The sequence below is a fragment of the Enterobacter sp. SORGH_AS_0287 genome (assembly GCF_031453695.1).
Lineage (GTDB): Bacteria > Pseudomonadota > Gammaproteobacteria > Enterobacterales > Enterobacteriaceae > Enterobacter > Enterobacter ludwigii.
The window spans coordinates 4,446,084-4,472,078 of record NZ_JAVIZW010000001.1 but is presented as its reverse complement, the minus strand read 5'-3'; the positions used below and the strand labels follow the sequence as shown (position 1 = coordinate 4,472,078).

Below are 25,995 nucleotides of genomic sequence, written 5' to 3'. Positions count from 1 at the left end.
GTTATTCGTCACGCCCTGAGATGTCGAGCGGAAACGGCCTGTCCTGCACGACCGTTTTCATGACCAGCGTTGAGCGAAGATGCTGAACGCCGGGCATCGCAGAGAGCTTCTCATCATAGAGTTTCTGAAAAGCCGGCAGGTCGCGGGTCACGACGTGCATCAGATAATCAGGATCGCCAAATAAACGCTGCGCCAGCACAATTTGCGGGATTTCTTCCACCGCCTCCTCAAATGCGCTCACCGCCTTTCTGTCGCCCTCTTTTAGCGTCGCAAACACGATCGCCAGAAAGTTAAACCCCATTTTGGCGGGATCGAGACTGGCCCGGTATCCCGTAATGGCCCCGCTCTGCTCCAGTGCCCGCACGCGCCGGTGACACGGCGAGAGGCTCAGGTTCACCCGTTCAGCCAGCTCCGTAAGAGATAAACGGCCATCAGCCTGCAACTGCGCAAGAATTTTTCGATCGATGCTGTCCATGTGGAAGATTTTGTCAATTTCACCGTCTTTTGAGCATAACATTGAAAACTCATTTCGTCCGGATACCGATATGCTTTCTCTCTGTTGACGGGTGAAATTCTGGAGTTTTACAGACGATGGAAATGAGTATTGTGGCCGGGTTTTGGGTGGTGTCTTTCCTGCTCATCATGACACCGGGCGCCGACTGGGCTTACGCCATTAGCGCCGGCATCCACGGGCGGCGCGTGGTACCCGCAGTGATGGGCCTCATGTCCGGGCATCTGCTGGCGACACTGATTGTGGTCGCGGGCGTGGGCGTCATGATGGCGCAACATCCGCTGGCATTATCCGGGCTGACAATAGCGGGCGCACTTTACTTGCTGTGGCTTGGTATCTCACTGTTACGCGCTCCTGGCGCACCGGAAAGCGCCACAACCTCGGCGGCAAACTGGAAACAGTGGGCGGTGAAGGGATTATGTATCAGCGGCCTTAACCCGAAAGTTTTTTTGCTGTTCCTGGCCCTGCTTCCACAATTTACTGACCCGACGGGAAGCTGGTCGGTTGCGATGCAGATGTCCGCGCTGGGCTTGCTACACCTCATCACCTGTACGCTGGTCTATCTGCTGGTGGGATACGGTTCAAAAGCCATCCTGGCCACCCGCCCGCAGGCCGCGCGTCTGGTGAGCAGAGCATCAGGAGGAATGATGGTAGTGATTGCGGTGGTGCTGCTGTTTGAACAGATCAGATAAAAAAACACCGGCCATCGCCGGTGTGTTTCTACGCCCGAATATCGTCATATTCCCGCGTATTATCAAACTCATGTTTGGCAAACGGGCATAGCGGGATAATTTTTCGATTTTCACCGCGCATCTTCGCGACCACTTTTGCCACCAGCTGTTTACCCACACCTTGCCCTTTCAGGCTCGGATCCACATCGGTGTGCTCGATAATGCTCAGATGTTCACCGGTCGGTACGAAGACAATCTCTGCAACCTGGTTACCGTCAGCATCGTTGACGTAAAACTTGTTATGGCCTTCCAGAATATCCATGGTTCCTCGCTTATTTTTGGCGATACTTCAGCGCACCGCTCGGGCAGGTATCAATCACATGTACAACCGTTTCGACGTCCACTTCATCCGGTATAATCCACGGTTTACGTTTCAGGTTGAAGAGCTTAGCGCTCCCGCGCACGCAATTTCCTGAGTGTTTGCAGATCGCGGTGTTGAAGTAAACGTCAATTTTCTCTCCGGTATAGGCCCGGTAGCCTGCATCCAGTAGCGCTTTATCCACGACATTGCCTCTGTAATTATTCGGGTGCTGAATGAAGCATAGCCTTACGCGATCCTGATAGCTATAACCCCCAAAACGAAAAGCCAGGTCACAACTCTGTTTTCGCCAGATTGCATCCCCCATTTCCTCATGTCAGTCTGCGCAGACCGCTCTAATCAGACTCCCCGCATCAGGTCGTATGAAACGCAGACTCTCTTTTCAGGTAAAACTTTTTTTAGCGCTGGTGTGCTTCTCCTGCCTGCTGTTAGTTCTGCTGGGAACCATCCTGTTTCATTTTATTGACCGGCAATTGCATCACGATCTCGGCCAGCGCGCCCGGGTTCAGGCCAGCGAAATCGCGTTGATGCCGGGTCTGGCGGAAAACGTCGCGTCCAGAAATATCCCCGCCATCGCCCGTTTAATTCAGCCTATACGGGCCGAAAGTGATGCCAGTTATATTGTCATTGGCGATACCCGGGAACAGCATCTCTATCATTCAGAATCACCGGAGCGCATCAATTTACCGATGATCGGCGGGGATAATGCGGAGGTATTACAAGGCAAAACAATTATTTCGGTGCGTAAGGGTGGGATTGGGGTTTCACTGCGCAGCAAAGCGCCCATCTTTAATGCGCAGCATCAGGTGATTGGGATTGTCTCGGTCGGTTATTTGACGTCGTACATTGCGAATATCAATGCGCGTATTCTCTGGCAGTCCGGGTTATACGGTATGGGTCTGTTGCTGTTACTGTTTATTTTTTCCTGGTTGTTTACCCGCAATCTTAAAAAGCAAATGTTCCGCCTTGAGCCAAAAGATATTGCACAACTGGTCTTACAGCAACGCGCGCTGCTGGAAGCAATGTATGAAGGGGTATTTGCCGTCAATGAAGAAAAGCAGCTGATTTTAATTAACCGTGCCGCCAGAGAGATGCTGGATATTCATCAAAGTGAGAAAGCGCTTATCGGCAAACCGCTGGAAGACGTTCTGCAAACGTCCCCCGGTTTTTTATCTCAGCGCTACGCCTCGGTTAGCCGCGGCAGTCACGACCAGATTGCGGTGCTTAACCAGCGCGAGGTGATTGTGAACCGCGTGGCGATTGAGGTTGAACCTGGTGTTGAAAGCGGTTGGGTTTACAGCTTTCGCGACAAGAATGATATCAACACTCTCAGCAGCCAGCTAAGCCAGATTAAACGCTATGCGGATAACCTGCGCATTATGCGTCATGAACAACTGAACTGGACCGCCACGCTGGTGGGGTTGCTGCAGATGAAACACTATGACGAGGCGATCCGTTACATCCAGGCACAGTCAGAAGGGGCGCAGCGCGTGCTGGACTTCGTCTCAGCCCATTTTGTCTCGCCGGCCCTGTGCGGATTGCTGCTAGGGAAATATGTCAGCGCCCGGGAAAAGGGCGTTGAACTGCAATTTGATCCCGCCTGCCAGCTCACCCGCATGCCTGCCAGCATCACGGAAACGGAGCTGGTGTCGGTGATTGGCAACCTGCTGGATAACGCCGTTGACGCCACCCTGAAAGCCCCGGTTCCCGCACCTGTAGAGCTTTACATTTCCGATCGCAACCAGGAGTTGCTGATAGAGGTGGCCGATCGGGGTTGCGGGGTGGATGAGGCGATGAAACCGCATCTTTTCCGCCAGGGATTCAGCAGCAAGCCGGAAAGCGAGAACGACATTGTTGGCACAGAGCACGGTATTGGCCTGTTTCTGGTGGCAGGCTATATCAACAAGGCGGGCGGCAGCATTGAGATAACGGATAACGCTCCTCAAGGCACGATATTCTCTGTGTTTATTCCCAATCCACTCCCCGTTCGACAGGGCTAACGCATGACCACGACCCGAGCACTTGATGTTGTGATTGTTGAGGATGAGCCGCACCTGGCGGAACTGCATCGCGAGTATATCGAGCAAAATTTCCATTTGCGCGTGGTGGGCATTGCCGCGTCGATTGAGCAGGCGTGTAACCTGATACGCCAGCATCAGCCGAGGCTGATACTGCTGGACAATTATCTCCCGGACGGTAAAGGCGTGGCGTTAATCGATAACCCGCTCCTGAAAAGCTATGAATGCTCGGTGATCTTTATCACCGCAGCCAGCGATATGCAGACCTGTAGCCATGCCATGCGCAACGGCGCGTTTGACTACCTGATTAAGCCCGTTTTTTTCCAGCGTCTGCACGCCTCGCTGGAGCGTTTTATGCGTTTCATCCACACCGTGCAGCAGGTGAAGGTTGTCGACCAGCATGCGCTGGATCGCCTGTTTAACCTCCCCGCCGCGGACACCTCGCAGACCCCGTCCACAAAGGGTATTGAGCCCCACACCCTGGACCGTATTAAGCGTTTATTTGCGGAACACCCCGAAAAAACAATGTCGGTGGAAGAGGTGGTGGAATACGTCGGGATCAGCAAAACCACGGGCCGCCGTTATCTGGAATACTGCGTGGAAAGTGGGTTAATCAGCATCGAAATGCTGTATGGCAATATCGGTCATCCCAGAAGGCTTTACCGCAAAGCGGCAGAGAAAACGTAATCCGCAACCGTTCGTTTGCTAAGCGTCGCGGATTTTATGGTGTTAATTGCTGAAACGACGCCGACAATCACACTTCGGAACCGCAACCCGCGCCCCCCTATTGTCGGCGCGGAGCTATGCGCTATGTTGACAATTAGTTCCTCAAATGTAACTAAAAGGTTAACTATAATGTCGAACATTTTCCGAATTTCTCTGATTACCGCTACCGTACTGTGTTCTGCTTCCGCACTGTCTGCTTTGCCGCAGGGCTACCCTGCTGACTATCAAAAAATGGTCGATGCCGCGACCAAAGAGGGCAAAGTGGTGATCTACTCCACCACCGACACCAAAGCTGCCGGGCCGCTGATTGAGGGCTTCGAAAAAACCTATCCGGGCATCAAAGTTGAATATAACGACATGAACAGCACCGAGCTGTACAACCGTTTTATCAGCGAACAGGCCTCGGGTGGCGGAAGCGGCGATGTGGTCTGGAGCTCCTCCATGGACACCGGGCTGAAGCTCGCTACCGACTACGCCATGGAGTACAAATCACCGGAGCAAAGCCAGCTGCCGAAATGGGCGGTCTGGAAAGATAAAGCCTACGGCACCACCTATGAACCCGTCGTGTTTATCTACAACAAACGGCTGATCCCGGCGGGCGACGTGCCTGATTCCCATGCGGCGCTGGCTAAGCTTATTGCCAGCCAGACGGATAAATTCAAGAGCAAAGTCACCACCTACGACATCGAAAAATCGGGTCTGGGCTTTATGCTCTCGGTGCAGGATCACAAGGCCGATCCTAACTACTTCAAAACCCTGGCCGATATCGCCAAAGGGGGTTTAGCCGTTCAGTCTTCAACCGGCACCATGATGGAGAGGGTGTCATCAGGGGAAAACCTGATCGGTTTTAATATCCTCGGATCCTACGCGGAAGCGCGTGCGAAGAACGATCCGTCGCTGGGGATCGCCTATCCAAAAGATTACACCCTGGTGTTATCACGCGTGTCGTTCATCAGCCAGCAGGCGCAAAACAGCAATGCCGCGAAACTGTGGCTGGACTACGTCCTGTCTGAAAAAGGACAAAGTATTCTGGCAAGCCAGGCGGATATCCCGTCCATTCGTAACGATATCGACGGCAAAAATGATATCGATGGCCTGACGAAAGTGCTCGGCAATGCGCTGAAACCTATCCCGGTTGATGAAAGCCTGCTGGAGTATCTGCAGCCGAAAAAACGCCTGGAGTACATCAAACAGTGGCGTACCGCCGCCGCCAAATAAGCGTCTGAGCGCGACGCGGGTCGTCGCGCTCCTGTTACCTGAGTTCGTTTTGCTGGGCTGCAACACCAGGGATACCCCATGAATACATTACGCAGAAAGTGGCAAAGCCTGCCGCGCGGTATTGTCGTGTTGATAACCGCCCTGGTTATCTACACGCCACTGTCGTTTATCGTGATACAGAGCTTCTTGTCCGCCCCGTTCTTTTCACCGGCAAAAGAGTGGAGCCTTGAATCATTTGGTTTTATCTTCACCGACCCTGATTTCTATAAGGCGCTGAAAAGCGGTTTTATTCTCGCTTTCGGGCTGGTCATCATCGCCATTCCGTTAGGGGGCGTGCTGGCCTTTCTGATGGTGCGTACCGACCTGCCCGGCCGCCGCCTGATTGAACCGCTGATCCTCGTGCCGGTTTTCGTGTCGCCAATGGTGCTGGGATTCGGCTACGTGGTGGCCGCCGGTCCGGTGGGTTTTTTATCCCTCTGGGCGCAGGCGCTGATTGGTTTCGTACCGTGGAATATCTACGACATGTCGAGCATCGTGGTCATTGCTGGCCTGACGCATGTTCCGCATGCCTATCTCTATATTTCGTCCGCGCTGCGAAGCGTCGGTTCCGATGTGGAAGAGGCCGCACGTACCGCGGGCGCGTCGCCGTTACAGGTGATGACCTCGGTCAGCCTGCCGATGGTGCGCCCGTCCATTTTGTACGCCATCGTTCTGCTGTTCTTCCTCGGTCTTGAAGTGTTTGGTCTGATGCTGGTCCTCGGCGATCCGGAAGGCAACATGGTGCTGGCAACCTACCTGTACCAGTTGACCAACAAGCTTGGTACCCCTTCCTACCACCTGATGGCGGCGGTTGCGGTGGTGCTTATCTGTATCACCATTCCGCTGGTCATGCTGCAGCGTCGCCTGATGCGCACCGCCAACCGTTTCGTGACCATGAAAGGCAAAGCGTCCCAGGCCCGGGCCTTACCTCTGGGTAAATGGCGCTGGGTGGCGGGCGCGGTGGTCGCCTTCTGGCTTACCGTCACGATCGGCGTTCCCCTGCTCGGCGTGGTGTTGCGCGCGTTTATCTCAAACTGGGGCGTGGGCGTTTCGCTGTGGGACGAGCTTTCCCTGAGTACTTTTCGCACGATATGGGCGCAGCCGAACCTGCTGCGCGCCATCGTCAACTCCATGTCCATTGGGGTCATTGGCGGCGCGCTGGCCGTGGCGTGCTACCTGTTTGTCGGTATCGCCATGCACCGCAAACCGGACAATACCACGCGTTTTCTGGATTACAGCGTCCTGGTGCCGCGCGCCGTGCCTGGCCTGCTCGCGGGTCTGGCTTTTCTCTGGGTGTTCCTGTTCCTGCCAATGTGGCTGGATAACTCGCTGAAATCGGGCTGGCTTTCCGGGTTCGCCTGGAGCGACTGGATGCGCGAAAACCTGATTGTCTGGCTACGTTCACTGCGCAGCACCATTTTCAGCGTCTGGCTGGCCTATACGGTGGTCTGGATGGCGTACGGGCTGAGACTCATCTCGTCCACCCTGCTGCAGGTCGCGCCGGAGCTTGAAGAGGCTGCCCGCAGTACGGGGGCTACACGTGGCCAGATCACCCGCCATGTCACGATCCCGCTCTCCCGCTACGGCCTTATCGGTTCGTGGCTGCTGATGTTCCTGATTTTTGAACGCGAATATTCAACGGGTGTGTACCTGCTTTCACCCGGCACGGAAACCATCGGCTCGATGCTGGTATCCCTCTGGGCTGCGGGAGCCATTGATATTGTGGCGGCGCTCTCTTTTATTAACATCCTGCTGGTGGTGGTAGGTCTGGGCATTGCCCTTCGTTTCGGAGTCAAAATACATGATTGAATTAGCGGTTAACGATCTGCACCTGACCTACGGTGACAATCCTGTTTTAAAAGGGGTCTCCATGAACCTCAACCGCGGCGAAGTGGTTTCCCTGCTGGGGCCATCCGGCAGCGGGAAAACCACCCTGCTGCGTGCGGTGGCGGGCCTGGAAAAACCGACTCAGGGCTCGATTATCATTGGCAAAAACAAAGTCTATGACGGCACGCCGCGCAGTGAGATCCCGGCGGAAGAGCGTAACCTGGGCCTGGTGTTTCAGTCGTATGCGCTGTGGCCGCACAAAACCGTTTTTGAAAACGTGGCCTATCCGCTCAAGCTGCGCAAGGTTCCGGCCAAAGAGATCCAGCAGCGCGTACAGGACGTGCTGGACCAGCTCGGCCTGGGCCATCTGGGCAAACGCCACCCGCACCAGCTCTCCGGTGGACAACAGCAGCGCGTGGCAATTGGCCGGGCGCTGGTCTACAACCCGCCGGTCATTTTACTGGATGAACCGCTCTCTAACCTCGACGCCAAGCTGCGCGAAGAGGCTCGCGTATTCCTGCGTGAGCTGATTATCAAGCTGGGCTTATCCGCGCTGATGGTAACGCACGACCAGAATGAGGCGATGTCGATTTCCGACCGTATCCTGCTGCTTAACAACGGTAAAATCGAGCAACAGGGCACACCGCAGGAGATGTACGGCTCGCCGAAAACGCTGTTTACCGCTGAGTTTATGGGCAGCAATAATCGCCTGCACGGCAAAGTAACGGAAGTACGTGACGGTAAAGCGCGTATCGAAGGCAAAGGCTGGGTGCTGTGGGGTCAGGCCGGTGAAGGGGTACGAAGCGGTGAAGACGCCACCGCGGTGATCCGCGTCGAGCGCGTGGCGGTGGTCGAGGGGCCGGGTGAAAACCAGCTGGCGCTCCCGTTACTGACCAGCATGTATCTCGGTGACCGCTGGGAATACCTGTTCCGCACGCCGGGGGATGATTTTGTCATTCGCGCCTATGGTCACGAGGCCCGGGACCCGCTGCACTGCCACCTTTCGCTGCCTGAAAAGCACGTGTGGATCTTCCCGAAAAACTAAATGTAAAAAGGCTGCGATAAGCAGCCTTTTTTATACCCGACATACTGCCTGCACACGGCAGTGAAAGCCTTACGTCATCAGCTTACCAGGCAAGACTGCCCGCGCTGAGTCAACGTCCATAAGGTTGTGACCGCCGGGATGAACGCGGACTGACCGGCGTTCAGCGTCATGGTGGCACCCTCGGCGTGGCTGAGCGTGGCACTCCCCTTCAGCACCAGCAGAATTTGCGCACGGTCTGTCCGGATGCTTTGCTGCTCGCAATGTTCAATGACGCTAAAGCGAAAATCCGTTACCGGGATCGGGTATTGCTGCATCCCCTCTTCCCGCTGCGGATGCATCCTGAGGCGGTCGGCTGGGGTTTCGTCAAACACCGTATAGCGCACCAATTCTGCCACATTGATGTTCTTGGGGGTTAAGCCCGCACGCAGCACGTTGTCAGAACTGGCCATGACTTCTACCGCCGTACCGTTCACATAGGCATGTAGTGTACCGGCGCGCAGGAACATCGCCTCACCCGGCGCAAGCGTAATGCAGTGCAGATACAGCGGGGCCAGAGCCCCGATGTCCCCCGGGTAGTCTCGCAGTAGCCGTTCGATAAAGGGCGCTACCGGAGCAAACACCCCGCATGCAAGTCGCGCTTCCAGACACGTCAGCACGCCCTCTTTTTCCGCCGGTTCAAGCGCCATCAGACGCGTAAAAAAGGCCTTAAGCCCTTCAGCATGCAGGTTGTTGCGAAACAGCGACAGTGCGGACGTCAGGGCCGGGGCATCCAGGCGCAAAAAGTGATTAGCAATCTCCTGATACGGCCGGAAGCCGTTCATGGCCATAAAAGGCGTCAGGGCAAAAACCAGCTCGGGCTTATGGTTCGCATCGGTGTAATCCTCTCCGGGCAGGTTGCACTGACGGGCGAACCCGTCTTCTGCCTGGCGCTTATTGGGATGTACCTGCAGCGACAGTGCGCGCTCCGCTGACAGCAACTTCAGCAGGTAAGGCAACTGCCCCGCAGTTTCTCCCTCGCACGCGCCCAACATCTCTGCCGGCCTCTGTGAAATAAGGTCCTGTAAAGAGCGTAACCCTGTATCGGTTTCAATCTCCGAGCAGCCTGCGGGGTGGCTTCCCATCCAGACCTCGGCCTGGGGTTGATCGTCAGGGTTGAGCAGGCCAAAAAGATGATTAAGCGCTACGCGACTGCCCCAGGCGTAATTTTTGATGCCGTTACGCATCCGGTAAAAAGGCTGACTCATTGCGTATCCTTTTCACATTCGCCAGGGGTGAAGCCATTTTCAGCCGCCAGCTGCGCAAACCACAATGCGTTACGTTTGATTTGTCGCTCCCCGGTAGCTAAATCCAGACGCCAGAAGCCATATCGCCGCTTGAAGCTGTTGATCCAGGACCAGTTATCAATGAAGGTCCACTGATGAACACCAAAACAGTTGGCGCCGTCAGCGATACCACGATGCAGCTGAGCCAGATGTTCCTCCATCAGAGCGATACGGAAGGTGTCATCTATCACGCCATCGGCCTGCACCGGCCCTTCGGACTGCAGATCCATCGCGATGCCAATTTCCGCCAGATACCATTTGATGTTGCCGTAGTTATCGCGAATATTGCAGGCAATGTCATAGATAGCTTCCGGGTGGATCTCGTTATTGTCGCGATAAGGGTTAAACCGTCCCTGAGGATCGACGTAATTTTCGAAATAGACTTCCGGCGTGAAGTAATCGAGCGCGTAAACGCTTTCCCGCGCTTTCACCCTTCTCGGCACATAATAATTCACCCCCAGAAAATCAATTCTCGACTGCAGGATCGTCTCCACATCCTGCCGTGAAACCTCTGGTAAGCAGCCGTTTGCAGTTAAGATTTCGCACAGTTCTTTGGGGAATTCATGTTTAACCAGCGGGTCGAGGAAGCTACGGTTAAACAGCAGGTCGGCATACCAGGCCGCTTTTTTATCGGCCTCGCTGTCGCTGCGGGTATAAGAAGGCGTGAGGTTGAGCACGACACCAATCTCACCCGGCAAGCCCATTTCACGGTAGACATTCACCGCCCTGGCGTGCGCCAGCATAATATTAAAGGCGACCTGAGCCGCCAGTTTGCCATCTTTTTTACACGGATAATGGAAGTCATATAAATAACCGCCTTCCACCGGCACGATCGGCTCATTAAAGGTTATCCAGTATTTCACCTTATGGCCAAACAGCTCGAACGCGGTGCGGGCGAAGCGGGCAAAAAGCTCGGTTACGTAGGATGACTCAAAACCGCCATATGCTTTTTGCAGCGCCTCGGGCATATCAAAATGGTAAAGATTGATGATGGGCTCGATGCCGTTGGCAATCATTTCATCGAAGTAATCGTTATAGAAGCGGACGGCGTCGCGGTTTGGCTGTCCGGTTTTGAAATCATCGATCAGACGCGACCACTGAATAGAGGTTCGAAACGAGTTAAACCCCGTTTGCTTCATCAGGGCTACGTCTTCTTTATATTTACTGTAGGTTTCACAAACGTGCTGCGGACCAATCTGCTGAAAAAAACGCTCCGGTTGTTCGGCAAACCAGCTGTCCCAGACAGAACGGTGCGGCTTATTGGCTATGCCTTCCGTCTGCGGACCTGATGCCGCTGCGCCCCAAAAAAAACCTTCCGGGAATTGATACCGGTTCATAACGCCTCCTGAATGAAAAAAAGGGCTGCCCCGAACAGGGCAGCCAAATAACTACTCTGCAGTGACTTCAATTGATTTGATGAACATATATCCCCAGTCGCCAGAGAACTTGCCAAAGCTAATGGTGTTGTCCCCTGCCCTGAGCATGACCGGTACGATCATCGTCTGGCCTTTCTCATCCGTTTGCGGGAATTCAATGCTCACCGGCGTTCCGCCGTTCACAATGAACGAGTTTTTCTTACTCCCCCATTTGCCGTTAAATTTCACGTGCAGGGCAAACTTACCGTCCCAGGGGGCGTTAACCTGCCAGGTCACGCTGTCTCCGTCATTGGCAAAAGGACCAAGGAAACCGTCTTCACCAATCGCTAACGTATCTTTATCGCTTTTGGTGATGTTCAGTTTCCCCTTGCTGACGTCCAGCGTTCCGCCGCCAAAATGACAGTAGTCCGCCGGCACGGCTCCCGCCGCGGCCTTCACGCTAACGTTTACCGTCTTGCTGCTTTTCAGCAGTCCATCGTCAGCGGTAAAGGTCAACGCATAGTCACCGGGAGCCGAGAACCAGGCACGGGTTTCCGCTTTGGTGCTGTCACAAAAGTGGACGTTATCCTTGCCTTCGTGATGCCATGCCACGCTGACCTTCGGCTCCGGCAGATTGTCATCCTGCCAGGCCGCGGTGAGCTGAACGCCTTTATCCACGGTGGTAGAGAGCGCATCCTGCAGAGTGATGACCGGTGGCAGGTTTTTCTGCGTATGCTCAAGGCGAATCACGTTTGAAGGCGCAGACTGACCGCTTTCGTTCTTTGCGATCACCCGGTAGTAGTAAGTCTGGCCCAGCGTCAGGCTGCGATAGTCATCACGGAAGAGATCCATTTTTGCCGGATCCCACTCATTTTTGCCGTCAGAGATATCCTGACCAACGCGGGTCCACGGGCCGTGTGGCTGAGTCGCTCTCTCCACATCGTAATAACGCCCGACGGGGGATCCCATCCAGTTAATGGCAAACGGTGAGTTACTCTCGCGCAGCTTAGGCGCTTCCGGGACCGGCAGAGCCGGCGCCTGGCTCAGCCCCGCCATTTGCGCCGAGGCGGTTCGCACCAGATTGACGACCTCCATCTCCTGGTTTGCTTTACCCTCGACCGGGAAGCCAGGCAGGTGGTAGCTGTAGTGCCCGGTAAACTCTTTGTGCCAATAAAAACCGCCATCATGACGATGACCACGGAAGCCCCAGATAAAGCCCCCCGCCGCCTGCGCGCCATTGACCTCGGTATGCACAATGGCCTGCATGATAGTGTTAAGGTCTTTTTGATCGAGCAGACCAAATTCGCCAACCAGATAGACCTTTTTGCCGCCAATCGCCTCCAGATCTTTACGAACCTGCTCGGGGTGGTTGTTCTCGGCGTTGGTGTAATAGTGGTTACTGATGATGTCGACGTTCGGATCGTTGAGCGCGAAATCATTCACCTTTTTATAGGTACCATCGACGACAAGCTGATGGGGCGCCCACTTGCGGATCCAGGCCGACGTTTTCTGCAGGAAATCAGCATTGGTGTTTTCCAGCTCATTACCCGTTTCCCAGGCCATGATCGCCTTTTCATCGTAGTAATGGCGTCCCGTAATGGTGTTGGTACGGGTAATCACCTGACGGATCACATCCTGATAAGCACGGTAGGTTTTACTGTCGGTTCGATAAAAATCTTCCGGCTTTTCATGATAAAACGCGGCCAGCTGTTCGCGTCCTCCCCACCACCACCAGTGGTCAATAAACGGCAGAATCAGGCGCAGCCCCTGCTTATCCGCCTCGGCAATCATGTTGTCATACACTTTCATGGCCGTTTCATTCAGCCGCGGCATGCCGTCCGGCGTTGCCGGTGCCAGAATATGTGTCTCACGTCCGCAGGCAGCATCATTTTCCTGCTGCACGGAAAGCACATATACGCGCTGTGCTTTAGCACCGGTTTGCACCAGCGCTTTGATCCAGTTCTCCTGCTCTTCAACAGTCGGCCATCTAAAGTATTGCCCCCAGCCGCGCGGATCCGCCTTACAGGTTCCGCGCGCGTCATCTTCTATACGATGCAGCTCCGGGGCGTGGATCCCGGCGAAGCGAAAGACGCGATCGCCATCTTTTAACGCTGCGCCATCGCGAGTAATAAAGTGTTCAAAATGGGATTGCTCGGCCGCCAGAGCCCCCGCACTTCCCAGCGCGGAGAGTAAGGAGACGAGAAGCAGTTTTCGAATCGGGAAAGCCATCTCTTTTCTCCTCAGAACCAGACTTCAGCCTGCACACCAAAATTCAGCGTATCGGTATCGCCGCTACGTGAATATCCCCCCGGACTCAGGGTGCCAGTGCTCCAGTCGTAATTTCTGTCCATTGCATCCGAGACGCCTTTATCCCATTTTGCGTAGGTGGCAAAGAAGCGCAGCTGCGGACGGCTCCAGAAACCTGAATCAAAGGTCAGGGTCGGCGCAATGGTCACCTTGGTCAGGCCACCTTTCCCTTTACCGTTTACGCCCATGTAGTTTTTATCATCCAGATATTCGTAGCCCACCTCATATTGCATGGCGAAGTTTTTGGTTATCTGATGATACGGACGGATACCCGCTACCCACATGGACCGTCCCCAGCCGTCATCGTCGTTGGTCCACCAGCGGTAGTTTTTGTCTTTCTGATAAAACGCAAAGGTCGATACTTCCACGTCACCCAGGTTGGCCATGCTGTCCAGCACGACGCGCCAGGATTGCGTATCCTCAAGGTTTGCCCAGCCCCAGCCGTTTTTACCCAGCGAATCTGCGGCGGCCAGGCCTTTGCCATACTGGAAAGCGATGCGGGAGTACCCGTTAGTCAGGCCGTAGAAGCTGTCAAAGTTGTACAGCGCCGTCACGCCGTATCCCTTCTCAGCCGAGGTAGGATGGTTTTCATTGCGGTTCATGTGGTGGCCGATAAGTTCGACGTCGAGCCCGGTGCCGCCAATCTTTTTAAACCACAGGTTAAGCGAATAGTCGTCCGGATAGCCCTGATCCCCCAGATCTACCGGATAAGCTTTGGCTTCGTCGGTGGTCGAGAAGGCATACACACCCGCATCAAAGCGCGCGAAGCCTAAGTCCAGGTTATCGAACCCGCCCCCGGTTCCGTTGTACTGAATGTACTCCCAGTCGAACTGGTGGCTGGAAAGGTTGGAGCTGCTGTAGCGTTTACCGGCCCAGAAGGTCATGTCCGGGGCAAAATCGAGATTCGTTAATTCAGCAAACCCTTCGCGGAACTGGGTCTCTTTGCCATCATCGTCAGTACAGTTCCAGTCGGCGGTACATTTGGTCTGGTGCGTCAGGTTGGCCTGAATACGTGCGACTGCGCCTGAATCCGACTTCAGCGTTACCGTCGGGATCAGCTCAATTTTGGTATCTTCTTCGTTACCCAGACGCCATTTCCCGTCAGGCATCAGCCCCACCGAATCGACCCGGTTGCCATCGCTATTGGCAAGAATACCCGAGCGTAAATAGCCGTGGAGGGCGAAATCATATTTCTCATCGGCGCTGGCATAACCGCTGATGACAGTAAGAGCAATCAAGGACAGAGGTATTGATTTCATTAACGTTTGCATAGGTTCCCTTTGAATTTTTATTTTCACGGTTAAACGTGCAGGGGAAATGTAAGGATCAAATCTGGAAATGTACATCCACAAACGGAAAGCGCTTTCCATGTTTGCCGGATTGAATCACAAATTTAAGATCAAAGAGAAAATTTTTGTGAAGAATGTCACGAAATAATCTTCTGCCCATCAGGAACGGGCAGAAGCAGGGAGGCGGGGATTATTTTTCCAGCTGCATCAACTGGCGTTCATGAACCTTGAAGAAGGGGCGATAGAGCATCCATGCATTGAAAAAGGCGAACAGGCACATGCACATATTTTTCCAGCTGCCGTTCGCCGACCAGGCTGCGCCCAGCGGTGAAGGCATAGACCAGGGCAGCATGGCGACGGCTCTGTCGAGCACGCCAAGCTGGGTTAAATACCAAGCTATACAGGCATTTATCAGTGGTACAAACACAAAGGGCAGTAAAAAAACCGGGTTCATGATGACGGGAAAACCAAACAATATCGGCTCGTTAATGTTGAACAGCGACGGCAGAAGGCCAATTTTCCCGACGCTCTTCAACTGCCGGGATCGGCTTCGCATCGCCATAAAGACCAGCGGCAGCGTAGAGCCGATACCGCCAATCAGCAGATAAAAATCCCAGAATCCCTGCAGATAAATATGGGGCAGCACGGCTTCCCCGGCGGCCAGGGCCCGCTGGTTTTCAAACAGATAGGTGAGCCAGAACGGGTTCATGATGCCCGTAATGATCAGGGCGCCATGAATACCGACGAACCATAAAAGATTACACAGAAACAAGGAGATAAGCACCGCCGTAAGGGTATCAGATGCCACGATAAGCGGGCGTAACGCCTCGCCAATCAGCTGCGGCAAAATTTGTCCGGTCGTCTGCAGCATCACGGCATTCATTACGCTAATGGAGAGCATGATCACCAGCAGCGGCATCAGCAGCTGGAAACCATTTCGCGTCATCACCGGTACCTCCTCCGGCAGACGAATGCACCACCCTCTTTTGTAGAAAAACCTTATTATTTCAATAGAGTAAGCGCTTGAAATGAGCGCAGTAAAAAGCCCCATCCCGCCCAGAAAAATATTCGTTGCACCGTTATCCCGAAAGCCAATGAACAGCAAAAAGGAGAGGCAGCCGGTGAGTCCACACAGCCGTTCCGGCAGTTGATACTGCTTGGCCAGACTGGCGCTGGCACCGAACGCGACAATCAGCGCCACCAGTCCGAGCGTCAGCTCAAAGGTTGGCAACAGCATCGGACGCAGCAGCAGATAGACGTGCCCGAGGCGCGATGCACTTGAAATGGCGAACGGTGGAAACAGCAGTGGCACCATCAGGCTTCCCACAATCACAAAAGGCATGGCGAGGGAAAAGCCGTCCCGCATCGCAGTAATATGTTGATTTCTGGTGATTATATTGGCTGCTGGTGTGAGACGTTGCTCAATCAAATCCACAGCAACATTCATCAAATGAATGTTCATAACTCGACCTTAATAGTTCGTGAATAGCCGCGATGATCTCTCGCACATCCGGACAAAGTGAAAGATTCCCTCAGGTGATCGCGGTCACAATTACCTTATCCACCAATGGAAAGCGCTTTCCGTTTTGTTCCATGATGACTATATTCCAGCCATAAGTTCAAAGGAGACGTTATGAAAAAAATCATGTTGTGTTGTTCTGCCGGGATGTCCACCAGCCTGCTGGTGAAAAAAATGGTCGACGAAGCGCAAAAGCGTGGCCTGGAAGCGGAGATCAAAGCGTTTGGCGTGGCCGAATTCGCCGAGCAGGTCGGTCACTATCAGGTGGTGCTGCTTGGACCGCAGGTGAAGTACATGCAAAGCGATCTTCAGAAACAAGCTGGTAAATACGGGATCCGTGTTGAGCCTATCAACATGATGGATTACGGCATGCAAAAAGGGGGCGCCGTTCTCGATTTCGCCCTCTCCCTGATAGATAACAAATAACGAAGGGAAAACCCATGAGCTCTCTGTACGCGAAACTTATCCAGGTCATTGAACAGAAAATTACCCCGATGGCAGGCGCCGTCGGGCAGCAGAAGTATGTGACCTCGATTCGTGACGGCTTTATCACCGCCCTGCCGTTCATGATCGTCGGTTCCTTTATGCTGGTGTTTATTTTCCCGCCCTTCTCACCCGACACGTCCTGGGGTTTCGCCCGGGCATGGCTGCAATTCTCGTTGGATCACCGTGAAGCCCTGATGCTGCCGTTCAACTTCAGCATGGGGATCATGACGATCTTCATTTCAGTCGGGATCGCCGCGAGCCTGGCCAAACATCACGATCTGGATGCCCTTACCGCCGGCATGCTGTCGCTGATGGCATTTCTGCTGGTAGCTGCGCCGTTAAAAGACGGGCAGATTTCTACCGCCTATTTCTCCGGGCAAGGGATCTTCACGGCCATTCTGGTGGCTATCTACTCTACCGAGCTGTATGCCTTCCTGAAGCGTCACAATATTACCATCCGCCTGCCGCCAGAAGTGCCTACGGGCGTTGCGCGTTCGTTCGAAATTCTGATCCCGGTGCTGGCAATTGTTGTCACTCTGCACCCGCTCAACCTCTTCATTGAGGCCCAGCTCGGCATGATTATTCCGGAAGCGATTATGTCGCTGGTGAAACCGCTGGTTGCCGCCTCCGATACGCTGCCTGCCATTCTGCTCTCGGTGCTGGTGTGTCAGGTTCTGTGGTTTGCGGGCATCCACGGCGCGCTGATTGTCACCGGAATTATGAACCCGTTCTGGATGGCGAACTTGTCGGTTAACCAGGCAGCAATGGCTGCCGGTCAGGCGATCCCGCACATTTACGTTCAGGGATTCTGGGATCACTACCTGCTGATTGGCGGGGTCGGCTCCACGCTGCCGCTGGCGTTACTGCTGCTGCGCAGCAAAGCGGTGCATCTGCGTACCATTGGGCGTATGGGCGTGGTACCGGGGATGTTTAATATCAACGAACCGATTTTATTCGGTGCCCCTATCATCATGAATCCGCTCTTTTTCCTGCCGTTCGTGTTGGTTCCGATGGTCAATGCCACCCTCGCCTACTTTGCCCTTGATTTCGACCTGGTCAGTCGCGTGGTCTCGATGACACCGTGGACAACGCCTGCCCCTATCGGCGCATCCTGGGCGGCCAACTGGAGCTTTAGCCCGGTGATCCTCTGCCTGCTGTGTATGGTTACCTCAGCGGCCATGTACTTCCCGTTCCTCAAAGCGTACGAGAAGCAGCTGCTGGAACAAGAGCATGAAAATGCGGTTGAACAATCTGAAGAAGCGGCACAGTCCGCCTGATAGTGAAAACACAGAGGTTACGGATGGAATTAGAAGAACAGGTTATGGGCATTATTATCAATGCCGGTCAGTCACGCAGTCTCTGCTACGAAGCGCTTGGCTTCGCAAAAAAAGGTGACTTTGCTTCAGCCGACGCGCGAATGAAAGAGGCGGCGCACTTCGCCCGTGAAGCGCATCTGGTGCAAACCCAACTGATCGAAGCTGACGAAGGGGAAGGCAAAACCAAAATGACGCTGGTGATGGTGCACGCTCAGGATCATTTGATGACCTCAATTCTGGCGAAAGAACTGGTGACGGAGCTGATCGAACTGTACCGCACTCGTCAGGCATAACCATTCAGGAGAGGCGCTGGCCTCTCCTTTTCGAGGAACGTATGCACTATCTTGGACTCGATATTGGCGGCACAAAAATGGAAGCCGTCCTGCTTTCGCCTCAGGGCGAATGCCTTTGGCGTGAGCGTCGTCCGACGCAAAAAGAGAGTTATGACGCCTTTATGCACCATCTGCTGGCGTTTATCGGTGAAGCGCGCGCGGTAGGTGAAGTGCCATTCAGTATCGGTATTGGCCTGCCGGGGGCCATCGACCCACAAAGCGGGCTAATTAAAAACTGCAACTGCCTAGTGCTCAACGGTCAAGACCTGAAGCATGATTTAGCAAAGCAGCTCAATCAGCCCGTGTGGATAGCCAATGACGCGGACTGCTTCACGCTGTCTGAAGCGGTTGATGGCGCAGGCGCAGAAGCAGAAACCGTCTTTGGCGTAATTGTCGGTACCGGATGCGGCGGTGGCGTGGCGGTACATAAGCGTCTGCTTCAGGGGCCAAACGCCATCGCTGGCGAATGGGGACATAACCCGTTGCCTGGCTATGCCCCCGAGACGGATGGTCCGGCGCAGTCCTGCTATTGCCGGAAACATAACTGTATCGAAACCTTTATCTCTGGCACCGGCTTTGCCCGCCGTTATCCCAGCGAACTGAGCGCGCAGGCCATCATGGAAGCGGCGGCCCAGGGAGACCTGACCGCGCGGGCCCACTGGCGCCACTTTATCGACGCCTTTGCCCGCAGTCTGGCCTCGGTGATCAATATTCTTGATCCGCAGGTTATTGTGTTGGGTGGTGGGTTATCAAATGTCAGCCAACTGTACGACGAACTTCCGGCCGCCATCAGGCCCTACATCTTCTCGGAAAGCTGCCGTACCCGTATCGTCCCGGCCCGTTACGGCGACGCCAGTGGCGTGCGTGGTGCGGCGTGGCTACCGGGTTTGCACGCCGCGCAGACGTGAAACCGCCTGTGGGGGGCGCTAAGATTCTTAAGGTGGGTTATGTTAAGATAACCAAAACCCACCACGCAGAAAATGCTATGCCAACGATTGACGATGTATCACGATTAGCCAATGTCTCACGAGCAACCGTCTCACGCGTGTTGACGGGGACGCGCGGCGTGCGCGAAGAGAGCCGTGAAGCCGTGCTGCGCGCCGTAGAAGAGCTTAATTATCGCCCAAGCTTTGCCGCGCAAAACCTGGCAAGTCAGTCATCAAGCTACGTTGGTCTGGTTCTCTCTGCGAAGGATGAAAGCAGCGGTGCACGTTTGCTGCCTGCGCTCTCCCGCGCCATGAAAGCGTTGAATAAAACGCTCATCGTAGAGTACGTAAATGATCCTGTTGAGCAGGCTGTCACCGTTGATGATCTTCAGCGCCAGTGCGTTGCTGTCGTAGTCTTTGGGCCGGTTGCGGCCGGTAGCGCAGAGAATGTTATCTCCTTCGATCGTCCCGTGGTGGATGCGAAACCTCAGGGATATGACTTTGCCTTTGCGACGGAAAGCGCCTGTCGTTACATGACGGGCAAGGGCCATCGCAATATCGCACTGGTGATTGACAGCGAACACGATGACAACAGTAAAAAGATGGTGGAAGGCTATCGCAACGTCCTGCAAAACTACTCTTTGCCGTTTAATCGCCAGCTGGTGTTAACGGCGAATGAAGATGTTGAACAGGCGCTGCTGACGCTTATCAACAGCCTGAGCAAGTTTTCCGCCATTGTGGTTAAACGCGATGCCTATGCCGCTGAAGCGATGCGTCTGTTCCGGGAATTTGGCATTTCCGTTCCGCAGGAAGTATCGCTGCTGAGTCTGGAAGATTCGCCTCTGGCAACCCAGCTCTATCCACAGCTGACCTGTATCTCGTGGCCAATGGATCAGTTGCTCACTCAGTGCGTTGAGCGCATTAAAAGCCTGGTGGATGGCCGACCTGTTCGCACGTCAGAGCTCTCCCCCGTGATTGGTAAACTCACACCTCGCCAGTCGGTGATGGAAAAAAGCTAGCGGGTACGCAGCGATTGCCGGCTTAAGGGTGTGATAACACAATAAACGTTATCCCTGTTCTGGAGCGAGATGATGAAAACCTTTCTGTTCATAAGTGCCCTCACCCTTTTCCCGGCGCTCTCCTGCTATGCCATCGCCCAGGAAACGCCCCTGCCGCTGAAAGAGCAAATTCATACCGATGAAGGTACGTTATGCGTGTATGGCGATGCTTCGCGCAGTGAAAAAGTTGTGATGCAGGGCGGCAACGATTGCCCACAGAGTAAAGCGGCAAAACAGTCCTGATTGCAGATAGGATGCTGTTTTTTTGGGGGGCGGAGCAAAATACCGTTCCTATTTCACTTTCTAAGTCATTTGACCGGCAAACATTTACATCTTCATTAATGAACCGGTCTTTTGCTCTTAACGTGAATATTACCCCCAATATACCGATCGCAGCTATACGGAAAAGGTACCAGTAATAATTAGCACCGGCATGAGGCTTGCATTTACGAAGGGAAATGTCCTTACAGTAGATATCAAGCGAGACTAATCGGATATTGATGTAGTAGAATTGGCTAACTCCCGATTAGCGCTGGAGATGGGGATGAAGGCAAAGTGGGTGCAGTTATTCACACGCAGGCTGGGTCAAACTTTCTTATCAACTCAACTGTAACTTGCTGACTAGCTCATGACCTTTCATCTGACGTGGAATAATATAATTTCTCCAAGAAAATAATATCAAGCATCGTATTATAGATCAAAAATAATCAGGCGGACCACCTACAAGACGGCCCGTATAATTATACCCCCACATCCCCCATCAAAGGAAACACAGAGATTCATCCATAAAAATAATCATAAAATGCATTGAAATTTTCATCTCCGATAAATGGAACAACCCTTACCTTTAACTCATCCATAAAATCTTTTTTTACTTCATCATTATCATCTGCTATATCAAAAATATCGTAATAACCATATACCAAATCAATGAGCTCTGTTAGAGAAAGTAAAAAGCCAGAGAGATTGTCAGCTATTTTAAACGGTTCAACTACGTCATAAGACGCATAAATAGAGGTATTACCTTCATCTACAACAGCAATTATAGGCTTACCTCCACCTAAATCATCGCCAATTACAAGATAATTATCTGGTAAGTATTCATAACCACTTTGAGCTTTTGCAAGTTCACTGACTGAATAAAATTTAATTGGCGTAAAACCTGTTTCTATTTTTAACTTCTCAGGATTATTTTTTCCATATAAATAATCCAACTCTGCCGAGCGAGGTAAGTTGGAGGGGAATACGTTGTCAATGTCATTAACGATATTGAAACTCCCGGACAGTGAAAATTTATTGCAAATAGCAACAAATTTTTTTAATGACTCTTCAATTTCACTCATAATAACACCTCATATTTATCACATTCACTGATATTATTGACAGCTCTTTAAATTCTTACGGGTCAGGTTACGGTCTATCAATCGACCTTTACCTGGAGTGTCATAACTTCCTCGGTGACCTTGCAAACCATGTAAATGTTCATCATAGCCGCTTGGATGATTAGCATTCTGGAGAAATACAATATTCCTTGGATCGCCTTGCCATTTTCCTCCTAAAACACCGTTCCCTTTCACACTATTGATATGATGGCCTGTATAGCCCATTTCGGACATAACCGACGATAATTGGCGATTATTTTTTGTACTTAGTATTACTTCGCGTTCAGCGGCCGTCCAGTCCCGGCTTCCTCCTCCAGCTGCAACCAGTTCTCTTTCTTCTCCCCATGCTCGGCTTATTGCTGTCGCCCTGGCGCCCGGCTGCGCGCTAAGAGTGGGATCTGGTTTGTAACGAACCAAATCTTGCGCAGAAAGTCCCCACGGATCAATCCACCCATACGGATTAGGCGCATACTGATAAAGGTTCCACCCACCATTCAGCCCAATAGGATCCTGGACAATAAACCGCCCAACCTGTGGGTCGTAGTAGCGGAACAGGTTAAAGTGTAGCCCCGTTTCACCGTCAGCATACTGCCCAGCATAACGAAGCGGCTGATGCGGCATCGCCATCGCCGTGCGCTGAACAAACTTTGTAGCCCCTACAGTCTGATAGCGGACTTCTCCAAAACTGCCATACTGGCCGCTCCAGCGCACCGCGCCACGTTCGTCAGTCACCTCCAGCGGCGCGCCGTTCAGGTCAGTACTAAACCAGTAAATCTCACCGCTGCTCTGGCTACGAAGATGGTCCACCCGTGCCAGCGGGCTCCAGGCTTCATTCGGGTCATAAACATAAGTGCTGCACATCCCGGTTTCCTGCTGCTCCTGCAGCAGGCGGTAGCCCTGCCACAGGAAGCGCGTCTCGGTGATGCCATGCGCCGTGGTGACGATTTTGCGCGTACGGCGGCCCAGCGCGTCATAATGATAGCGAGCCTCAAACCGTCCTTCCGGTCCGGTTCCCCGCGCGGACACCAGCCGGTTCTCGGCATCCCAAGCATAATGCTGTTCATACAGCCCATTGCGACGACTCACCAGGTTACCCCAGTGGTCGTATTTCATAAACAGCGCCTGCCAGTGCTGCAAGCGGTTATCGGTTACCGGCGCATCTTCATCGCTAGCTGCGAGGTTATCCGCAGCATCATAGCTGAAATGCGCGCTTTTATGCCCCAGGCGGGCTTCGTAGTGCTTCTGCAGACGCCCTTCTGCGTCGTAACCATAATTTACTTCGCCCCGCAAGGTGTCGCTGACACCCGAAAGCTCACCACGCGCGGTGTAACGATACAGGCGCTCGAGGAGCGACTGCTCCGGCAGGGTGACGTTCGTACTCAATTCGCTGCGCTGCATGGTTCGCCTGCCGAGGCTGTCATACCGGCGGAACTGCTCGCGCGCGCCCTGAGTGCGGCGAACTTCTCGGTGCAGGTGGTCGCGGGTAAACTCGGTCACTAGTTGCTGCCCGAAGCGGATGGCGCTGACGTGGCCGGAGCCGTAGTGCAGCCAGGACATCTTTTGTTCGCCGGGCAGCTTCAGGGTGGTCAGATTGCTCAGCGCATCCCATTCGTAGCCCACCTCGCCGTTGATGCCGGATTCGCTCAGCACGCGCCCGCCGGCATCGTGGCGGTAAGCGATCTCATCGCTTTCGATACCCAAAGCAACGCCTTCGGCCGTAGGCGTGCGGCTGATGCGGGTGATTTGGCCACTCAGGTCGCGGAAGAAGCTATACTCCGCGTGGCGGTGAGTGCGCCCAAGCAGCAGCCCACTATCGTCATATCTGAACTGCTGGACGCGACGGGCGATGCCACCATCGGCGGCAGGCTGTCCGTTTTCTTCGAGCGCGCAGAGGAAACCCCGCGCGTCCCATTCCATATGGAGCACGATCTCGTCGGGGCGCCTTTCGCTGAGTGGGCGTCCCACGGCGTCATAAGTGAAGCGGTATTCCGCGCCGTTGCCGTTATCGAGTCGTAGCAGGTTACCGCGCGGGTCGTAGTCCCAGCGGCGCACGCGGCCAATTCGGTCGGTGAGGCTTATGGGGAGGCCGAGCGCGTTATATGCCCAGCTTACCTCGCTTTCCAGTGGGTCACGCCAGCCCGTGAGCTGGCCGCGTTCGTTCCACATCAGCGACTCGCGACTTCCGTCCGGGTGGATCACGGCACTCAGCAGCCCGGCACGGCTCCATTCCCGACGTGTAATATTCCCTTCCGCATCCTCACTGGTTATCAACTGTCCGAAACGGTCATATGTGAAGCTGGTCACGCTGCCGGAACAGTCGGTGCGTTGCATCAGCAGCCCCTGATGGTTCCAGACAAGATGCACCACGCCACCAATGGCATCGATGATGCTCTCCGGCAGCCTTTCTTCATCATCGGGATAGCGATACGCGGTGGCGTTACCGGCCGGATCCGTTTCCGACAGCAGGCGACCTCGGAAGTCATACATGGCCTGCAAGGATGTACCGTCCGGGTACACCGTCCGGGTGATACGGTCACTCAGACGATGCCAGTGATATTCCGTGCGGCGGCCAGCCGGGTCCGTCTCGCTGGTCATGCGTCCGTATTTATCCCACGTGCTGCGGCGCATCGCACCGCCGGGCAGAATGACGTCGCAAAGTTCGCCGTCGCGGTAGACAAACGTCGTCTGGCGGCCGTCGTAATCCGTGAAGCGTGCGACGTTATCATCGTCATCAATGAGCCAGTGCGCCTGCGCGCCGTCATCACGGATGGCCCGACGAATCCCACTCTCAAAATCATATTCGAACGTCAGTTGTTCGCCGCCGCTATGGCGGAAGCCGACCACGCGCGGCAGACCGTCAATCTCCCGCCAGCGGTATTCGCTCAGCAGTCCGTTGGGATCTTCATGGGCGCTCATCAGCCCGTCCTGCCAGCGGAAGCATCGGCGCACGCTGCCGCCCCGGCCGATCACGGAGACCAGTTGGCGCTGTTCATCATAAGCGTAACTGACCAGGCATATCTCGTCATCTAGCCAGGTGCTGGCGAGCCTGTCACCGTCGTAGCGGCAGACCACACGCTGGCCTGCGCTGTCGGTTAGTGCATGTAAGGTACTATCCGCATTCCACTCGAAAAGGATAGCGCTACCGCAGGGTTCGGAGATGCGCTGCAGCAGTGACGGGGCACCATCCTGCAGCGGTGCATAGTGCCAGCGCTCACCGCTGACGCCATACACCGACCAGCTGTCGTCCTGGTGATGTTCAAGCCAGTTTTTTTCACTTTCGCAGTAGGTTCGCAGCCCTTTAGGCACCCTCGGAAAGGTAATGTAATCGCCGGACGGTGCGCGCCATACCAGGCCGTCCTGATAATGCTCCAAACGGCTTTCCCAGAACAGGCTCCAGCCGCGACCAAGAACGCTGTCACTGGGGTTGCCGCTACGCCAGTAGCGCTGCCATCGCACGGGCAGACGCGAAGGCAGGACGAAATCCAGCTCATCATCCCCGCTGAGAAACTTCTGTCCACTGACGATATCCACTGGGCGGGCAATGATCCCCGCCGCGGCAACACCGGTCATAAGCGTGCCGGCACGGCAGGCGATACGGGCCAGTTTATTGATGCCGGGGATTTTACCCAGCAGCTTCGACAGTGCCCCAACTTTACCGGCCGCACCGCCCCAGCCGCCGAGCAGTCCGGCGAACAGCAGGGTAAGATCCGAGACTTTATACAGCCACTCGGGGACCTCAGACTGAATGGGCAGAGTTTGCTGCGGGTCACCTCCGATAATGACATTGTTTGAACCGGTCATCACCTTCGCATCGCAGGTGGTCCGATCTCCGATGCGCGCCGCAGGCATGTTATTGATAGAGACGCGCGAGGATCCTTCAGCCATCTGCTGCGAACCGTCGTCAGAACAATCGACGGTGCTGTCAGTGGCAATGCCGGCGGCTTTACCGTTGATAAAAACATTGTGCGAGCCGGAGGTTATGACGCCTTTTTTCGTCATACTCGATGCACCTGCATCCGCAATACTATCCCTGGCGGCGGTCGCCAACTCCCCGGTGTAATATCCGACAGCAAGGCTGGCACCAACAAGCAGGATGCCCACGCCAAGACAAGACGCACCAAGGCCAGCTATAAACATCGCGCCTGCCAGAATTCCCCCGGCTGCCGCAATCAGGCCGCCGACAATCGTTCCGGCAATCATCCCAGCCAGTGCACCGGAGTGCCCGATATCATCATCAACGCGCGCAGCTTCAAACATAACAACTGTCCC

General features: G+C 54.3%; 22 protein-coding genes. 12 read left to right on the top strand and 10 right to left on the bottom strand.

What is annotated here, in order from left to right; all coding sequences use genetic code 11:
* Position 1 precedes the first annotated feature (1 nt).
* Complete coding sequence (locus tag QE396_RS21315) at positions 2–475, bottom strand: Lrp/AsnC family transcriptional regulator (RefSeq protein WP_032670215.1); 474 nt, start codon at positions 473–475, stop codon at positions 2–4.
* Between the two features lie 116 nt (positions 476–591).
* Here QE396_RS21315 and QE396_RS21310 point away from each other — a divergent pair, with 116 nt between their 5' ends.
* Positions 592–1,203, top strand: coding sequence for a LysE family translocator (locus QE396_RS21310; RefSeq protein WP_020883757.1), 612 nt, complete (start codon positions 592–594; stop codon positions 1,201–1,203).
* A 28-nt stretch (positions 1,204–1,231) separates the two neighbouring features.
* Here the strand turns inward: QE396_RS21310 and QE396_RS21305 are convergent, their stop codons facing one another.
* Together QE396_RS21305 and yjdI are read right to left on the bottom strand one after the other, a co-directional pair.
* Positions 1,232–1,504: a GNAT family N-acetyltransferase gene (locus QE396_RS21305; RefSeq protein WP_014171484.1), complete on the bottom strand. Its 273-nt coding sequence runs from the start codon at positions 1,502–1,504 to the stop codon at positions 1,232–1,234.
* Positions 1,505–1,514: 10 nt separating this feature from the next.
* The gene (gene yjdI, locus QE396_RS21300; protein ID WP_020883756.1) at positions 1,515–1,745 is read right to left on the bottom strand and encodes a 4Fe-4S mono-cluster protein YjdI; all 231 of its coding nucleotides are present in this window, start codon (positions 1,743–1,745) and stop codon (positions 1,515–1,517) included.
* 178 nt (positions 1,746–1,923) lie between these two features.
* Here yjdI and QE396_RS21295 point away from each other — a divergent pair, with 178 nt between their 5' ends.
* The 5 genes from QE396_RS21295 (at position 1,924) to QE396_RS21275 (ending at position 8,434) form a co-directional block, all read left to right on the top strand.
* Positions 1,924–3,561 (top strand): sensor histidine kinase, encoded by a 1,638-nt coding sequence (locus QE396_RS21295; protein ID WP_020883755.1) that lies wholly within the window; start codon positions 1,924–1,926, stop codon positions 3,559–3,561.
* A 3-nt stretch (positions 3,562–3,564) separates the two neighbouring features.
* Positions 3,565–4,266, top strand: coding sequence for a response regulator (locus QE396_RS21290; RefSeq protein ID WP_020883754.1), 702 nt, complete (start codon positions 3,565–3,567; stop codon positions 4,264–4,266).
* 168 nt (positions 4,267–4,434) lie between these two features.
* Positions 4,435–5,523: an ABC transporter substrate-binding protein gene (locus QE396_RS21285; protein WP_020883753.1), complete on the top strand. Its 1,089-nt coding sequence runs from the start codon at positions 4,435–4,437 to the stop codon at positions 5,521–5,523.
* Positions 5,524–5,601: 78 nt separating this feature from the next.
* Positions 5,602–7,371 carry an iron ABC transporter permease gene (locus QE396_RS21280; RefSeq protein WP_020883752.1) on the top strand — a complete coding sequence of 590 codons (1,770 nt, stop codon included), beginning with the start codon at positions 5,602–5,604 and terminating at the stop codon, positions 7,369–7,371.
* Positions 7,364–8,434: an ABC transporter ATP-binding protein gene (locus QE396_RS21275; RefSeq protein ID WP_020883751.1), complete on the top strand. Its 1,071-nt coding sequence runs from the start codon at positions 7,364–7,366 to the stop codon at positions 8,432–8,434. The genes QE396_RS21280 and QE396_RS21275 overlap by 8 nt, the downstream gene beginning before the upstream one ends.
* Positions 8,435–8,511: 77 nt before the next feature.
* Here QE396_RS21275 and manA read toward each other — a convergent pair whose 3' ends face one another.
* From manA to QE396_RS21250, 5 genes are all read right to left on the bottom strand, one after another.
* Complete coding sequence (gene manA / locus QE396_RS21270) at positions 8,512–9,678, bottom strand: mannose-6-phosphate isomerase, class I (protein ID WP_020883750.1); 1,167 nt, start codon at positions 9,676–9,678, stop codon at positions 8,512–8,514.
* Entirely contained in the window at positions 9,675–11,093 is a 1,419-nt protein-coding gene (locus tag QE396_RS21265; protein ID WP_020883749.1) for a glycoside hydrolase family 1 protein, read from the bottom strand. The genes manA and QE396_RS21265 overlap by 4 nt, the downstream gene beginning before the upstream one ends.
* A 51-nt stretch (positions 11,094–11,144) precedes the next feature.
* Positions 11,145–13,340 carry a CBM35 domain-containing protein gene (locus QE396_RS21260; protein ID WP_020883748.1) on the bottom strand — a complete coding sequence of 732 codons (2,196 nt, stop codon included), beginning with the start codon at positions 13,338–13,340 and terminating at the stop codon, positions 11,145–11,147.
* Positions 13,341–13,351: 11 nt separating this feature from the next.
* Complete coding sequence (locus QE396_RS21255) at positions 13,352–14,689, bottom strand: carbohydrate porin (protein WP_025203318.1); 1,338 nt, start codon at positions 14,687–14,689, stop codon at positions 13,352–13,354.
* Positions 14,690–14,897: 208 nt separating this feature from the next.
* Positions 14,898–16,169 (bottom strand): PTS sugar transporter subunit IIC, encoded by a 1,272-nt coding sequence (locus tag QE396_RS21250; RefSeq protein ID WP_020883745.1) that lies wholly within the window; start codon positions 16,167–16,169, stop codon positions 14,898–14,900.
* 171 nt (positions 16,170–16,340) lie between these two features.
* Between QE396_RS21250 and QE396_RS21245 the strand changes: the two genes are divergently transcribed.
* The 6 genes from QE396_RS21245 to QE396_RS21220 all read left to right on the top strand — a co-directional run bounded on the left by QE396_RS21245 (position 16,341) and on the right by QE396_RS21220 (position 20,587).
* Positions 16,341–16,652: a PTS sugar transporter subunit IIB gene (locus tag QE396_RS21245; protein ID WP_020883744.1), complete on the top strand. Its 312-nt coding sequence runs from the start codon at positions 16,341–16,343 to the stop codon at positions 16,650–16,652.
* Positions 16,653–16,666: 14 nt separating this feature from the next.
* On the top strand, positions 16,667–17,989 hold the full coding sequence (locus tag QE396_RS21240) for a PTS sugar transporter subunit IIC (RefSeq protein ID WP_014171498.1): 1,323 nt from the start codon (positions 16,667–16,669) through the stop codon (positions 17,987–17,989).
* Between the two features lie 2 nt (positions 17,990–17,991).
* Positions 17,992–18,321 carry a PTS lactose/cellobiose transporter subunit IIA gene (locus tag QE396_RS21235; RefSeq protein ID WP_074148033.1) on the top strand — a complete coding sequence of 110 codons (330 nt, stop codon included), beginning with the start codon at positions 17,992–17,994 and terminating at the stop codon, positions 18,319–18,321.
* A 41-nt stretch (positions 18,322–18,362) separates the two neighbouring features.
* Positions 18,363–19,268 (top strand): ROK family protein, encoded by a 906-nt coding sequence (locus QE396_RS21230; RefSeq protein ID WP_020883742.1) that lies wholly within the window; start codon positions 18,363–18,365, stop codon positions 19,266–19,268.
* A gap of 77 nt (positions 19,269–19,345) precedes the next feature.
* The gene (locus tag QE396_RS21225) at positions 19,346–20,305 is read left to right on the top strand and encodes a LacI family DNA-binding transcriptional regulator (protein ID WP_025203317.1); all 960 of its coding nucleotides are present in this window, start codon (positions 19,346–19,348) and stop codon (positions 20,303–20,305) included.
* A 69-nt stretch (positions 20,306–20,374) separates the two neighbouring features.
* Entirely contained in the window at positions 20,375–20,587 is a 213-nt protein-coding gene (locus tag QE396_RS21220) for a hypothetical protein (RefSeq protein WP_014171502.1), read from the top strand.
* Between the two features lie 536 nt (positions 20,588–21,123).
* Here the strand turns inward: QE396_RS21220 and QE396_RS21215 are convergent.
* Together QE396_RS21215 and QE396_RS21210 are read right to left on the bottom strand one after the other, a co-directional pair.
* On the bottom strand, positions 21,124–21,687 hold the full coding sequence (locus QE396_RS21215; RefSeq protein ID WP_020883739.1) for a hypothetical protein: 564 nt from the start codon (positions 21,685–21,687) through the stop codon (positions 21,124–21,126).
* 33 nt (positions 21,688–21,720) lie between these two features.
* A complete protein-coding gene (locus QE396_RS21210) occupies positions 21,721–25,983 on the bottom strand; it encodes an RHS repeat-associated core domain-containing protein (protein WP_020883738.1) in 4,263 nt (1,420 codons plus the stop codon).
* Between the last annotated feature and the right edge of the window lie 12 nt (positions 25,984–25,995).

What these genes read in the sequence shown, in the direction of transcription:
- QE396_RS21265 (WP_020883749.1), bottom strand. Translation starts at nt 11,093, where the DNA reads ATGAACCGGTATCAATTCCCGGAAGGTTTTTTTTGGGGCGCAGCGGCA.
- QE396_RS21260 (WP_020883748.1), bottom strand. Translation starts at nt 13,340, where the DNA reads ATGGCTTTCCCGATTCGAAAACTGCTTCTCGTCTCCTTACTCTCCGCG.
- QE396_RS21275 (WP_020883751.1), top strand. Translation starts at nt 7,364, where the DNA reads ATGATTGAATTAGCGGTTAACGATCTGCACCTGACCTACGGTGACAAT.
- QE396_RS21215 (WP_020883739.1), bottom strand. Translation starts at nt 21,687, where the DNA reads ATGAGTGAAATTGAAGAGTCATTAAAAAAATTTGTTGCTATTTGCAAT.
- QE396_RS21240 (WP_014171498.1), top strand. Translation starts at nt 16,667, where the DNA reads ATGAGCTCTCTGTACGCGAAACTTATCCAGGTCATTGAACAGAAAATT.
- QE396_RS21295 (WP_020883755.1), top strand. Translation starts at nt 1,924, where the DNA reads ATGAAACGCAGACTCTCTTTTCAGGTAAAACTTTTTTTAGCGCTGGTG.
- QE396_RS21305 (WP_014171484.1), bottom strand. Translation starts at nt 1,504, where the DNA reads ATGGATATTCTGGAAGGCCATAACAAGTTTTACGTCAACGATGCTGAC.
- QE396_RS21315 (WP_032670215.1), bottom strand. Translation starts at nt 475, where the DNA reads ATGGACAGCATCGATCGAAAAATTCTTGCGCAGTTGCAGGCTGATGGC.
- QE396_RS21290 (WP_020883754.1), top strand. Translation starts at nt 3,565, where the DNA reads ATGACCACGACCCGAGCACTTGATGTTGTGATTGTTGAGGATGAGCCG.
- QE396_RS21285 (WP_020883753.1), top strand. Translation starts at nt 4,435, where the DNA reads ATGTCGAACATTTTCCGAATTTCTCTGATTACCGCTACCGTACTGTGT.
- QE396_RS21220 (WP_014171502.1), top strand. Translation starts at nt 20,375, where the DNA reads ATGATGAAAACCTTTCTGTTCATAAGTGCCCTCACCCTTTTCCCGGCG.
- manA (WP_020883750.1), bottom strand. Translation starts at nt 9,678, where the DNA reads ATGAGTCAGCCTTTTTACCGGATGCGTAACGGCATCAAAAATTACGCC.
- QE396_RS21225 (WP_025203317.1), top strand. Translation starts at nt 19,346, where the DNA reads ATGCCAACGATTGACGATGTATCACGATTAGCCAATGTCTCACGAGCA.
- QE396_RS21280 (WP_020883752.1), top strand. Translation starts at nt 5,602, where the DNA reads ATGAATACATTACGCAGAAAGTGGCAAAGCCTGCCGCGCGGTATTGTC.
- QE396_RS21245 (WP_020883744.1), top strand. Translation starts at nt 16,341, where the DNA reads ATGAAAAAAATCATGTTGTGTTGTTCTGCCGGGATGTCCACCAGCCTG.
- QE396_RS21310 (WP_020883757.1), top strand. Translation starts at nt 592, where the DNA reads ATGGAAATGAGTATTGTGGCCGGGTTTTGGGTGGTGTCTTTCCTGCTC.
- QE396_RS21210 (WP_020883738.1), bottom strand. Translation starts at nt 25,983, where the DNA reads ATGTTTGAAGCTGCGCGCGTTGATGATGATATCGGGCACTCCGGTGCA.
- QE396_RS21250 (WP_020883745.1), bottom strand. Translation starts at nt 16,169, where the DNA reads ATGAACATTCATTTGATGAATGTTGCTGTGGATTTGATTGAGCAACGT.
- QE396_RS21230 (WP_020883742.1), top strand. Translation starts at nt 18,363, where the DNA reads ATGCACTATCTTGGACTCGATATTGGCGGCACAAAAATGGAAGCCGTC.
- QE396_RS21255 (WP_025203318.1), bottom strand. Translation starts at nt 14,689, where the DNA reads ATGCAAACGTTAATGAAATCAATACCTCTGTCCTTGATTGCTCTTACT.